This is a genomic window from Geovibrio thiophilus, assembly GCF_004087915.1.
Taxonomy (GTDB): domain Bacteria; phylum Chrysiogenota; class Deferribacteres; order Deferribacterales; family Geovibrionaceae; genus Geovibrio; species Geovibrio thiophilus.
This window is the reverse complement of sequence record NZ_CP035108.1, coordinates 1,278,415-1,291,341: the sequence shown is the minus strand read 5'-3', so window position 1 is coordinate 1,291,341 and position 12,927 is coordinate 1,278,415. Positions and strand designations below refer to the sequence as shown.

The following is a 12,927-nucleotide window of genomic DNA, read 5'->3' as shown; positions in this document are numbered from 1 at the left end:
AAGGCAGGCTGATGCTTAAATTCAAAAACCTATCGGAACAGATTTTTTTGTCAGCGTTCACTGCGGCGGTAGTTACCGTCGTTACGGTGGGTTTTTTGTGGGTAAAGGAGATCAACACACGCTTCGATGAAGAAGCGGCGACCCTGAAAACCGCTCAGATTAACAGCAGAAAAGAGCTTATCCGCACTCAGGTGGATGAGGTAAAGGCTTTCATAGACTTTGAAAAGGGGCGGACAGAAGATGAGATAGGCAGATTCATCTCCGCCGGTCTGGAAAATATTCTTGCCTCAGCCGGACAAATAGCGAAATACGAAAAACATAACGAGCTTTTAAGCTCACTAATATCTCTTGCGCTGAATCTCCAGACAGATATTTTCATTCTGGATAAGGAAGGCATGTTCCTCGCTCATTCCTCCATGCCCGAGCTTATAGGCAGCCATGTATTCACATACAAAGACGCTGATGAATTAAGCCCTTACGAAACTCTCTTCAAAAACGCACTCACAGGCTTTAAGGCAAATACACGCTTCAGAAGCGCTCCGAAGGAAGAGAGAAGTCCTTTAGACATCAGCGCGTCCGCCGCTCTGGAAAAAAGATCCGGGCTCATAATAGGCGTTCAGATAAACAGAGAGCTTTTTCTCGGCAGAATGAGAGAGAAGATATTCAGGTCTCTTGCTCATATGTCCCTCGGGCAGGACGGATATTTCATCGTCGCAGACTTTGACGGCTATCTCCACGCAAACTTCGGAAGTTTCTACGACCCTCCCCTCTACTTTGAAAAGTTTCAGGATTCTACAGGCAAGTACCCTTATCTCGAAATAAAAGAGTTTTTGGAAAAAGAGGACGGTACATTCTACTCTTATCTCTATCCACGACGCAAAGGCGGCAAGCCCCTCAACAAAATATCATACTTCGCCGCAGACAGGGAACTGAACGCAATTTACGGAACAGGACTGTACATCGATGATATAGAAGCGGAATACGAAGCGGAAAAGACCGTCATGGCGGCAAGGACAAAAAAAAGCATAATACAGACAGTCGCTGTGCTGCTCGTAACTCTCATAGTTATTTCACTTATTGCCCGCAGAATATCAGAGCGTATAAAGAGAAGCTTCGGCTCATTCATGCTCTTCTTTGAAAGAGGAAGGGATGAAAATGCGAGAATAGCTCCCGACGAGCTGTTTTTCACGGAATTCAGAATCCTTGCGGAATACGCCAACAGGATGATTGATGAAAGGATCGGGTTTGAGAACCGCTTGGAAGAAAAACATCTCGCTCTGCTGAAAGAAACGGAAGAGAAGCAGGAAACCGAGAAGCGCTTCAAGACTGTAATTGCCGTGATGCGCGAAGGAGTGCTTATTCAGGACGGACAGGGGCGGATAATCAGCATCAACGCCAGCCTGCGGGAAATGTTCGGCATAGGCGACACAGGCATAATAGGGAGAACCCTTGAATCAGTCGGGCTCAAATTCACCGATGAAACCGATAATGTAACCGGAAGCTTCTGCCCGCCCATAGCAGCATGCAGAACTAACGGCAAGCCGTCTGTGGACAGCATAATCGGGCTGAAAAAGCCTGACGGAAACACAAGCTGGTTTATAGTAAACGTCATGCCTCTGTTCACAAGCAACGCCGACAGGGTAGACAAAACAGCGGCCACCTTCAGCGACATCAGCACCAGAAAAGAACTTCATGACGAACTGGAAAAAACCAGAGCAAGTCTTGAAAACGCCCAGACCATATCCAACATAGGCAATTGGGAATGGAACCTGCGCAGCGGCAGACTGTGGCTTTCCAGAATGTTTTACACCATCCACGGGATCAGGGAAGGACAGGAAGTGGTACTGGAAAGCTTTCTGGAGAAAGTTCATGAGCATGACCGCAACAGGCTGAAAAAGCACCTTCAGGATCTGGCAAGAAAAAATATTCCATTTGAAACCGAATACAAAGTAAGCGACCAGAGCGGTCAGGATAAGTGGGTGCACGCCAAAGCCGTCACATCCGTTCTGAAAAACGGGGAAAAGGTGATAACAGGGACTGTGCAGGATATTACCGCAATGCGCAAGGCTCAGCATGAGCTCAAAAACGCTTACTTCAAGCTCAACGAATACGTGGAAATAATAGATGAAAACGTGATCGTCTCCGAAACTGACAAAAAAGGGTTAATAACCTCAGTCAGCAAAGCCTTCTGCCTTGTCTCCGGATTCAGCAGGGAAGAGCTGATAGGCAAGAAGCATAACGACTTCAAGTATGACAGAAACGACCCGCCCACGGCGGACGACATACGCTTTATGGTACTCTCCGGAGAAAAATGGACGGGAGAGGTGAGAAACAGGCGCAAAAACGGAGAACTTTATTGGGTGAAGGCTACCGTTTCGCCTAAATTCAACCCTGACGGCACAGTGATTGGCATGCTCTCTGTCAGGCAGGATATAACCGACAGAAAAAAAGTTGAGGAGCTTTCTCTCACTGATGAGCTCACCGGACTGCACAACCGGCGCTTCTTCAACTCCGTTCTCAGTGCCGAGCTGAAAAGAGTGAGACGGGACAGCAAATTCCTCACCTTTGTCCTGCTGGATGTAGATAAATTCAAGGAATACAACGATACCTACGGACACACTCAGGGTGACATGGTGCTTAAAAGCGTTGCCCACTGCCTGAAAGGCTTCATGCTGAGGAGCTCGGACTACAGTTTCCGTCTGGGCGGCGAAGAGTTCGGTCTCCTGTTCAGCGGTCTGGACGAAGAAAAGAGCGCTGAGTTTCTTGAAAAAATCCGCGGCGCGCTTGAAAATCTTATGATAGAGCACACAGGCAACCCCGCCTCCAAATTCGTGACCTCGTCCTTCGGCGGGATATGCGTTAATCTGGCAAAATATCCAAAAATTGATATGGATTCACTGTACAAAGCGGCAGACGAAGAACTTTACAAGTCAAAAGACGCCGGCAGAAACCGTATCAGCCTGAGAACAATGGGCTGAGCGCCGGCTTACGCCTTAAAATTTCTTGGTTTGTTATCCTGCCCGAAATAGGCTAAACTATTATCGGCTATATTAATGAAGGTGTCTGATGAACGAGTTTATTCCTTTGTTTCTGTCCCTTGCGCTGGGGCTTCTCATCGGGCTTGAAAGAGGCTGGCGTGAAGTTATAGACGGTGAGTCCTCACCTTTTTTCGGTCTCCGCACCTTCGGGCTCATAGGTCTTCTCGGCGGAATAATCGGTTTTCTCAGCAGCACTTACAATAATCTTTTCATAGCAGGCATTGCATTTGCCGCTGTCACTGTTCTTCTCACCGCCGTTCATGTGAGCGACTGCGGACGCCCGCACGGAGTGGGAATAACAACAGTCATCGCAGCAGACATTACCTTCTGCCTCGGGCTGCTCTCATCACTCGGCTTTATGACAATAGCATCCTCCATAGCGGTTGTAACAGCGGTGATACTCAGCATGAAGCCCGTTGTTTATCAATGGGTAAAAAAGCTTGAAGCAAAGGAGATACACGCCACGCTGAAGCTTCTGCTCATATCTGTCGTTCTGCTCCCTGTGCTTCCCGATCAGGGATACGGTCCTTATGCAGCACTGAATCCCTATGAAGTATGGTGGTTTGTGGTGCTTATAACAGGAATGTCGTTCGCGGGATATTTCGCCATACGAATAGCCGGTGCGGGCAAAGGCATAATGATAACGGGCATACTCGGCGGTCTGGTGTCCTCCACAGCGCTCACCCTCTCATTTTCACGACTGGGCAAGCATTCACAGCTTAAAAGAGTCTTCTCCGCCGGAATACTCATCGCCTGCGGAACGATGTTCCCCCGAATGCTCATTGAGGTTTCCGTTGTTAACAAAGAGCTTCTGAGGCTGGTTGCCGCTCCGCTCTTAGTCAGCGGCATCGCAGTTTATCTGGGCATGGCTTTTTTCTGGTTCACCCGCGCGAAGGACAAAGAGGTGAAAGCGGATGTCCCGCCTCTCAGCAACCCGTTTCAGATAAAGCCTGCATTGAAGTTTGCGGCGCTTATTTCGCTCATTCTGTTAATCTCGCAGTTTATCAAGGAATCCTTCGGCGATGCGGGAATTATAGTACTGGCTTTCTTCTCAGGCTTAACAGATGTGGACGCCATAACCATCTCAATGGCGAGACTGGCGCACGGCGAGCTCAGCCACACCACCGCAGCCACGGCGATAATGACGGCGGCGGCGACAAACACCCTGCTCAAGGGTCTGCTTGTGCTTTTCATATCAAACAGGCAGGTGGGCATCAGGGTTATGACGGTGTTTGCGGCGGCACTCGCCGCGGGCGGTGTTGCCCTGTACATAGCCGCCTAACAGGGGCGTATCTTCTCCCCTTTTCCGAGCCTTTCCGCTATGTCGTCATGCCTGAGAGCGCACAGCACCGCCCGTGTCAGCTCAAGTCCGGCGCTGTCCATACCGCATTTTTCCATGGCACCCGCCATTGCCCTGAAAGCCTGCTCATAGTTTTTTTTCACCGCAAGATTCATCAGGATCGGCTTTTCCTCCCCCATTATCCTAGCCGTCAGAGCTTCATGACAATCCTCCGCGGAAACGGAGGTTACCGCCCTGCAAAGCAGAGGACGCACCGGATAAACAGAGCATCCCCCGCTTTTGTCGAGAAAAATACACTTTTTCCCGAGAAGGCTCCAGTCCTGCTCCTCCGTCCACATGGTCTCCCGCACCCGTTCCACAAGAAGCGGAATAAGCCTTTCGGCTTCCCCCTGCTCCCTGAGATAGCGGGCGATATTCACCGCCTCGGGCAGAAGCACCGTAATATAAACCACGCAGCAATGTGCGCACCCGACCCTGCATGCGATAAATTCAAACGAAGTCTTATCCCTCTCCCTGCCGATGAGCATATCAGCAGCCTCAGCCGCCTGTTCGGCAGCCTTTCCGAGACAGGCGTCTGTTCTTGCCTTACTCAGCTTGTCCGTCACTCTTTTCAGTATTTGTTCATAAATCAACATTAAAACCCCTCATAATGTGTATAACACTGTGATATTATATCAAGATAAAGCGATTAAAAAAAACCAAAATAAATGCTTGACCTGCATAAATAAATAACCAATTATCAGCGGCATACACAGGCATTGTCCCTTTTGCATCCGGAGGATGGCATGAAAAAAATCATTATTATCGGCGGCGGGTTCGCCGGATTAAACACAGCCAAGGGGCTCGGCGGAAATAAAGACGCAGAAGTGATTCTGATAGATAAGACAAACCATCATCTTTTCCAGCCTCTTCTTTATCAGGTGGCTATGGCAGGGCTGAACCCTGCGGATATAGCCGTCCCGGTGCGCAGCCTTCTCGCCAAACATGACAATATCAAGGTTGTTCTGGGGAATGTGCTCTCCATAAACTCAGATGATAAAAAAGTTGTCACCGACTTCGGTGAGCTCTCCTACGATTACCTGATAATAGCATGCGGGGCGAAGCATACATATTTCGGCAATGAGCAGTGGGAGCAGCACGCTCCCGGGCTGAAAACTCTGGAGCAGGCAACGGAAATACGGAGAAGGGTTCTCTCCGCCTTTGAAAACGCCGAAAAAACATCAGACCGCAGCCTTCAGAAAAAATTCCTCACCTTCGCCGTTGTTGGCGGCGGTCCCACAGGGGTTGAACTGGCAGGAGCGATCGGAGAAATGAGCAGATATACACTCGCCAAGGACTTCAAAAACATAGATGCCAAGCTCACCAGAGTAATACTCATCGAAGGCGGAAGCCGCATACTCCCGTCATTCAGCAAAAAGCTCTCCGCATGGGCAACCAGATCATTAGAGCAGCTCGGTGTTCAGGTATGGACAAACAGTATTGTCACGAATATAGACGAAAACGGACTGAATGTGGGAAATGAAAGGATCGAGACCACAGCAGTCCTCTGGGCTGCCGGAGTGAAGGCAAACTCCATCGACGCCGACTTCACAATAGAAAAGGACAGAATGAACCGCATAGCGGTTACAAGCGATCTGAGTCTTATCGGTCATCCGGATATATTTGCGGCGGGAGACTGCGCCTGCTTTCCGGACGATGAAGGCAAGCCGCTCCCCGGTATAGCTCCTGTGGCTATGCAGCAGGGGAATTACCTTGCGGATCTCATATCCGCGGAGCTGAGAGGCAAGCCCAGAAAACCCTTCAAATACAAAGACAAAGGTCAGATGGCAACTATAGGGCGCAGCAAAGCCATAACCGAGTTCGGTATAATGCGCCTTACCGGATTCACCGCATGGGTGGCGTGGCTTCTGGTTCACATCTACTATCTGGCGGGATTCAAGAACCGCTTCCTTGTCGTCGCTCAGTGGGCATGGTCATACCTCACATTCCGCAGGGGCTCAAGGCTTATTCTGGAGAAAAAGTGGAGATTCTACAACGGCGACAGCTAAATCAGCGTTTGTCGGTAAGCGCGTCTATACGCTCATGGACGCGCTGAACAGCCTCCTCGCACTGACGTTCCAGACGGTAAAAATCATCCTTGGTCGAATACTTCTCGGATATATGAAGCTTAAGATCCTGCAAAGCGTCCTTAACCCCGCCTATGCTCCTGTTGAGTTTAGAGAGAACGTTCCAGACCGGAACAAAAATAAGCATAGTAATTGTATGAACTATCCCCAGAATCACAGCAACTGTTTCAAGCATAGTCAATCCTCCGCAAGTTTCGGAGGATTATAACTGCTTGGCAGACAGGAAATGTCTCTGTATGTTATCTGAGGCTGAAGTTTTCCGTGGCTCCTCTTATGGCGCCTGTTGAATCATAAAGAGGCTTAATGCTCACAGTGCAGGGAAGTCTTTCACCTCTTTTATTCAGAAGAAAAGCATCAAGCTCTCTTGGTTTGCCGTCCTTAAGGGTTTTCTGCATAGGGCAGTCCGTCCTGCAAAGCTCCTTCCCGCAATGGTCTGCGTGGCGCAGAAGATCATCGAAGCACATTTTCCCCACACATTCGGATTTGAGATAGCCAGTGATCTCCTCTGCGCCCCTGTTCCAGAAGAGGATGCGTCGCTTGTTGTCCACGTAGAATACACCATCAGTAAGTTCGTCAAGCTTGTCGAACCCGATTCCAATCATTAAAGTCACCTGTTTGTATATATTTTGTTTTGCTCTTGTATATATTGTCACAAAATATTACACATACGCTTTTTTGCAAGACAAAAAGTGACATTCAGTTAATAAATAAACTTAGATTAAAATTTCTCCTTTATCCCAATGCCACATCAAGTGCCATCATCACGGCAAAGCCGAGCATGGTCCCGATTGTGGCTATATCTGTGTTTTTCTCAAGCTGAGACTCCGGAATCAGCTCCTCCACCACGACATAAATCATAGCGCCGGCGGCAAAAGCAAGGGCATACGGCAGCAGCGGACGCATGGCGAGAACAGCAAGAACGCCAATTATGGCTGCGATAGGCTCGACTATTCCGGAAAGCTGCCCGTACCAGAAGCATTTGAACTTGCTTAAGCCCTCTCTGCGCAGGGGAACTGAAACCGCTGTACCCTCGGGAAAGTTCTGTATGCCTATACCTATGGCGAGAGCGACTGCTCCCGCCAGATCAGCCGAAGGCAGACCATATGCCACAGCGCCGAAAGCAACGCCCACTGCCAGCCCCTCGGGGATATTGTGAAGAGTTATCGCAAGCACCAGAAGAATACTCCTCTGCCAGCTTGTTTTAATGCCTTCTGCTTCGGATTTGGGAAAACCGAGGTGCAGGTGAGGCAAGACCTTGTCAATACCCCAAAGGAAAACGCCGCCCGCCAGAAACCCCACGACAGCGGGTATCCATGCGGGTGTGTCGCCGTTGTTTTCAGCCATTTCGATTGCAGGGGCAAGGAGAGACCAGTAGCTGGCGGCGATCATTACTCCGGCTGCGAAGCCGAGCATGCCATCCATAAGCTTGCGGTTGATTTTTACAAAAAAGAATACAAGAGAACCGCCGAGAGCAGTCATCCCCCATGTGAACAGAGTCGCCAGAAGCGCCTGATAAACCGGACTGAGTTCCTTAAACATTTCAACCATATACGCCTCGCAATAACACCTATGACGAATTGTATACCGCTAACCTGCGCAAATCAAGCGGCAGTGGAGGAAATAATATTTCAGCCCTGCACTTTCTCCGGTTTCAGACCAATAATAAGACCGCCCCAATGCTTGCCCTTAACATATACCGGCAGGGAGAGATCGTTCAGCAGCTCCCCTGTGTCACGGGCGTAGGTTTGCAGGAGGAAAGGCTTGGTGTTCTTAGCCCTTCTCTTCTCAACCTGATTGGCGTTGTATATCCTCATGTGGCGGCTGTTCACAAGGTCTTCCTGAGCGTTGCCCGTCATGGGGCGGGAAAACTGGCTGTGGTGTGTGGGCAGATACCCGCCAGCATCAACACCGAGAGTGTAGATCGAGCCCAGTTCCTCGCGGAATTTATCGAACATTTTCTGCATGGCAGCTTCAAACTGCTTGTTATAGGAGTTTTCGTACTTCTGCGGATCTGTGTTTTTCACAGGCTTGTAGTTACGGTCAAAAACATCGCATTTAGCGGAAAGAGCCTCAAGCTCCTTCTGGAACATATCCCGCATCTCCCCTGCCCTGCGGATGAGCTTTTCAATTGCCGAGCTGCCCGTTTTAAATGAGGCGACGTTATCCAGAAGTTCCTCGGTAAATCCGCCGAGATTGTGTGACGCCTCTTCCGAAAGCTTCATATGCCCGGCAACATTCACACTGAGAGTGTTTATTGAGTCAACGTTTTCGTGTATCTGGCTGTTGGTGACGGAGAGTTCTTCAATTGCGGAGGCGATTCGGAGAAGATTTGAGTTATTTTTCTCAAGGTCGTCCATCATAGTCTGGAACTGCGCCGTAGCCCCTGTGACCACATTCTGAATGTCAGCGGCGTAGGATTCTATCTGCTTAGCTCCGCTGTCCGTGCTTTTCACAAGTCCCGTCATGCCGCTGATGTTGCTGCCGATGTCGTTTGTGGCGCTCTGAGTCCGTTCGGCAAGCTTGCGGACTTCGTCTGCGACAACGGCAAAACCTCTGCCCGCCTCGCCGGCTCTGGCGGCTTCAATTGCGGCGTTGAGCGCCAGAAGATTTGTTTGGTCTGATATATCACTGATGAGCGAGACTATCTGCCTGATATTCTCTGAATTTTTGCTCAAATCAGATACTGTGCGCTGAAATGAGTCTATCTCTGATTTGATGATGTTGATCCCCTCTGTAATGCCCACCATGTCTGAATAGCTCCTGCGGACGGATTCCAGATTCTCAGAGGTGGAACTGGTTATTTCGGAGGTGCTTACGGAAATATCTGTGAGGGCGGATGTCGCCTCGCTGCTTGCGTTGAATATTATGCCCGCCAGCTCGCCCTGATTTTGGGCATCATCAGCGGAATCATTGATATTCTTAGTTGTTTTGGCAGTTTCCTCGGCAATTTTGAGTCCCAGACGGCGTATATCATCCACAGTTGAGGCTATGTTCCTCTGATACAGGTTAAATTTGTCGACCATATCAGCTATTTCGTCTATGGAGCCGCACTTAATCTGTCTTGAGAGATCCTTTGAGCCTGTATTCATTTCCTCAAGAGTCTGAATAACATCACTGATCGGACGCACAATCAGGCTCCTCAGAAAAAAGAATGTAAAAACAGAAGAAAAAAGCAGAAGACAGAGAACGAAATAAACAAAACCGTCATTTTCCGTTTCGGAAAGAAGATAAATCAGCGCCGCAAAAGAAACGCCTGTTAAAAAGATAAGGTTACCCGCTATCTTTTTTGAGAGAGAATTAAAAAAAGAACGTTCAAGCCATTTGTAAACATCATAAAACACAGTTCAACCCCCAGTAGAACTATTGTATATGGGAAAGAGGTATTACCAGAACAAAAGCAACAATAGCAACTAATACAGGCTATTGTCCAGTATTTTTATTAAATGAAATCTGCATAATGAGCAAACTTTTTATGCCGGAAATAGTCAGGTTTAATATATTATTAATCCGGTTCAGGGGGATTTAATGGATTTGAGAATTATTCTTCTCGCCTTGTTTATGGCGGGCTGCTCGGCATCGGCAAAAGTTGAGAGAGCACAAGTAAACGCGCCTTTTGACGGCGAAAGATTCTATAATTATGATCCCCGTCCGGAACGCTCAAGGTGGGATGTCTGGAAATGGCGTTTCAGTTCAAATAAAGCAGAATGGCCGGAGTGGGTGGACAGCACACCGCAGAAAATCCCGAACGGGAGAGTGGACGGGCTCTCGGTGACCTTCATAAATCACAGCACATTCCTTATACAGACTGACGGGCTCAACATACTAACCGACCCTTTTTTCTCATACAGAGCAAGCCCTTTCACATGGGCAGGACCGAAACGTGTCAGGGATGCCGGTGTGAGGATGGAGGATCTGCCGCCTGTGGATGTAATCCTCATCAGCCATAACCACTATGAGCATATGGACAAACCCGCTCTTGAAAAGCTGCACGGATTGTTCCCCGATGCCGCCGTATATACCGGACTGGGCAATGTGCCGGACATACGGGAAACAGGGTTCAAAAACGTTACGGAGATGGACTGGTGGGAAGAGACTGAGTTCAAGGGGCTGAAAATCACGTTTGTTCCGGCAAGGCATTTTTCCGCCCGCACACTGTGGGACAGAAATATGACTCTGTGGGGTGGCTTTGTGCTCACCGGGAGTTCAGGCAACATATACTTTGCCGGTGATACGGCAAAGGGCAGCCATGATAAAATGATAGCGGACAAATTCGGCAGTTTTGAGCTGGCGCTTATTCCCATAGGGGCGTATGAGCCAAGATGGTTCATGAAGTATTCCCACGTCAATCCGGAGGAATCCGTGCAGATACATCAGGAGATTAATTCTAAATTCAGCATAGGCGGTCACTTCGGCACAGTCCAGCTTACCGATGAAGGAATAGACGAACCCGCCGCAGACCTTGTAAAAGCACGTGAGGCGGCAGGGCTTGCGGAGAGTGAGTTTATTGTGCCGGAGTTCGGGGCAACCTATGTTGTGCGGTGATGAAAATCCACCCGTCCCCTCGAATGTGAGACGGCTTCACTTCGTTCGCAGTGAAGCAAAACTTTCCCACGGACGGCACGGCAGGCGGCGATAAATGGAAAGACCGGAGCGGCGAACTCCGGTCTTTCATAAGGAGGGTCGAAAGGTGTTAGCTTTCTAATCCTGACAGTGTGCCGAGCATACCGTCAGGAAATCTCAGATTTATTTTACAAGATAAGTCTCCAGATTAGGATTCTTCTTCTGAAGCTTGGTCATATATTCCTTTATATCCGTTATTATTGTTATGTCCTTTCCGCTCATCAGACAGAAAACCGTGCTGTTTACTGTGATTCCGGCTTTTACAAGTTCTGCCGCGGACATCATAATGCTTATGGTGCGCTTGCCGGACTGAATCAGGACGGAAGCGTTTATAAGTCCCGAATCCACCTCTATAACAGTGCCCTTAATAAGCTGTCCGTTAAAGTCTCTGGATGAAAGTCCCGGTGCTGTTATCATTTTTTCACCTCCGCCTTTTCAGGAGCTATGATTTTTTCAGCCGCTTTCCATGCCTCTTTCAGGCACACGTTATAAGCCGTTCCCACCACGGGGGCTATGCCTAAGTTTTTCATCTCTTCTGCTGCGCTGTTGCCTATTTTACGGAAGACAACGGCGTTGCAGATACCAAGACCGGATATTATAGCCGATGTTCTGGCATCCAGTCTGTTTTCGGGGGAGCCGGCTATCTCCGCGGCGAGATCGAATGTTTTTTCATGTGCGTAACCGCTCTCTGTGAAAGCGTATATTTCAAATCTTCCCGCTTTTCCGAAATTGGAATCAAGATAGCGTCCGTTTGAGGAAGCAACGGCGATTCTTACTGTGCGGTCTGCGAGGAAATCCTTAAGCTCCGCCACACCGACGCTGACATCCGCCTTGGCGAGTTCGTTCAGCTTGCCGAAAACGGCGTCACTGTGTGTTCTGGAATGCTCATCAAGAGAGAGGTCGCCTATTTTGGATACGCTCCCCAGCTTGCCCACCGCGTCCGCCCTGCACTGGCGGCAGTGGCTCATGATGTTCTCTGAGCTGCCCATGGCATCCTCACAGTCGTTTCTGACCTTGGCAAGCATAGCGCAGTCGGGTTCGGGAACCTCCATTTCTGCAAACTTAGTTCCGTATTCCTTTTTTGACATCAGGGGTATTACATTATGGATGTAAGCGCCCAGCTCCTTTATGGTTTTAGCCACTTCGGCTATGTGTTCGTCATTTACTCCGGGAATGAGTACCGAATTTATTTTAACTATAACATTCTCAGCCACAAGCATGCGTATACCCAAGATCTGGTTGCCGATAAGCTTTTTGACGGCTTCGATACCCTTTTCTCCGCCTACGTTGTCATATATCTTAACAGCGATTTCAGGGTCAACGGCGTTCATTGTGACCGTTACATGCTCTATGCCCAGTTCCACTATCTGATCAATATATTTGGGAAGAGCAAGACCGTTTGTGCTGAGACAGAGCTTGATTTCGGGGTTGAACTCCTTTATCAGCCTGAATGTGCCGAAGGTTTCCTCAGGGTTCGCAAGCGCGTCACCGGGACCCGCTATGCCAGCCACGCTGAGGTTCTCAACTGCGTGATAAGCGGAGATTGTTTTCTCAAGCGCCTGCTCGGGAGTGAGAATATCGCTTGTCACACCCGGGCGAGACTCGTTGCTGCAATCAAACTTGCGGTTGCAGTAGTTGCACTGTATGTTGCATGCGGGAGCAACGGGGAGATGTATGCGTGAATATTTCATGTGCGCACCGGCACAGTAACAGGGGTGTTTCTCTACCTTTTGTTTGATTGTTTCTCTGTCCATAACGCACTCTCCTTATGCCAGACTCTATGCAAAAAGCCTGCCAAACATCACTTCATTAACTATCAATAACTTATAAAATTGTCACTTTG

General features: G+C 49.0%; 11 protein-coding genes. 4 read left to right on the top strand and 7 right to left on the bottom strand.

Annotated features, from left to right (window positions below; all coding sequences use genetic code 11):
* The first annotated feature begins 11 nt into the window (after positions 1-11).
* Together EP073_RS06085 and EP073_RS06080 are read left to right on the top strand one after the other, a co-directional pair.
* Positions 12-2,978: a diguanylate cyclase domain-containing protein gene (locus EP073_RS06085; RefSeq protein ID WP_128466277.1), complete on the top strand. Its 2,967-nt coding sequence runs from the start codon at positions 12-14 to the stop codon at positions 2,976-2,978.
* 88 nt (positions 2,979-3,066) lie between these two features.
* The gene (locus tag EP073_RS06080; RefSeq protein WP_128466276.1) at positions 3,067-4,320 is read left to right on the top strand and encodes an MgtC/SapB family protein; all 1,254 of its coding nucleotides are present in this window, start codon (positions 3,067-3,069) and stop codon (positions 4,318-4,320) included.
* Here EP073_RS06080 and EP073_RS06075 read toward each other — a convergent pair.
* Positions 4,317-4,973 carry a YkgJ family cysteine cluster protein gene (locus EP073_RS06075; protein WP_128466275.1) on the bottom strand — a complete coding sequence of 219 codons (657 nt, stop codon included), beginning with the start codon at positions 4,971-4,973 and terminating at the stop codon, positions 4,317-4,319. The two genes, EP073_RS06080 and EP073_RS06075, sit on opposite strands and share 4 nt — an antisense overlap.
* A gap of 150 nt (positions 4,974-5,123) precedes the next feature.
* On the opposite strand from EP073_RS06075, the gene EP073_RS06070 reads away from it, so the two are divergent.
* Complete coding sequence (locus EP073_RS06070) at positions 5,124-6,386, top strand: NAD(P)/FAD-dependent oxidoreductase (protein WP_128466274.1); 1,263 nt, start codon at positions 5,124-5,126, stop codon at positions 6,384-6,386.
* Position 6,387: 1 nt separating this feature from the next.
* On the opposite strand, the gene EP073_RS06065 is transcribed toward EP073_RS06070, so the two are convergent.
* The 4 genes from EP073_RS06065 to EP073_RS06050 all read right to left on the bottom strand — a co-directional run bounded on the left by EP073_RS06065 (position 6,388) and on the right by EP073_RS06050 (position 9,592).
* Positions 6,388-6,639: a hypothetical protein gene (locus EP073_RS06065; RefSeq protein WP_128466273.1), complete on the bottom strand. Its 252-nt coding sequence runs from the start codon at positions 6,637-6,639 to the stop codon at positions 6,388-6,390.
* 64 nt (positions 6,640-6,703) lie between these two features.
* Positions 6,704-7,066 carry a PAS domain-containing protein gene (locus EP073_RS06060; RefSeq protein WP_128466272.1) on the bottom strand — a complete coding sequence of 121 codons (363 nt, stop codon included), beginning with the start codon at positions 7,064-7,066 and terminating at the stop codon, positions 6,704-6,706.
* 130 nt (positions 7,067-7,196) lie between these two features.
* Positions 7,197-8,012, bottom strand: coding sequence for a ZIP family metal transporter (locus tag EP073_RS06055; RefSeq protein WP_128466271.1), 816 nt, complete (start codon positions 8,010-8,012; stop codon positions 7,197-7,199).
* A gap of 80 nt (positions 8,013-8,092) precedes the next feature.
* A complete protein-coding gene (locus EP073_RS06050) occupies positions 8,093-9,592 on the bottom strand; it encodes a methyl-accepting chemotaxis protein (RefSeq protein WP_164885288.1) in 1,500 nt (499 codons plus the stop codon).
* Positions 9,593-9,989: 397 nt separating this feature from the next.
* Between EP073_RS06050 and EP073_RS06045 the strand changes: the two genes are divergently transcribed.
* Positions 9,990-11,006 (top strand): MBL fold metallo-hydrolase, encoded by a 1,017-nt coding sequence (locus tag EP073_RS06045; RefSeq protein WP_128466269.1) that lies wholly within the window; start codon positions 9,990-9,992, stop codon positions 11,004-11,006.
* A gap of 201 nt (positions 11,007-11,207) precedes the next feature.
* On the opposite strand, the gene EP073_RS06040 is transcribed toward EP073_RS06045, so the two are convergent.
* Both EP073_RS06040 and nifB read right to left on the bottom strand, forming a co-directional pair.
* Positions 11,208-11,501 carry a hypothetical protein gene (locus EP073_RS06040; RefSeq protein WP_128466268.1) on the bottom strand — a complete coding sequence of 98 codons (294 nt, stop codon included), beginning with the start codon at positions 11,499-11,501 and terminating at the stop codon, positions 11,208-11,210.
* Positions 11,498-12,838: a nitrogenase cofactor biosynthesis protein NifB gene (nifB, locus tag EP073_RS06035; RefSeq protein ID WP_128466267.1), complete on the bottom strand. Its 1,341-nt coding sequence runs from the start codon at positions 12,836-12,838 to the stop codon at positions 11,498-11,500. The genes EP073_RS06040 and nifB overlap by 4 nt, the downstream gene beginning before the upstream one ends.
* Positions 12,839-12,927 lie beyond the last annotated feature (89 nt).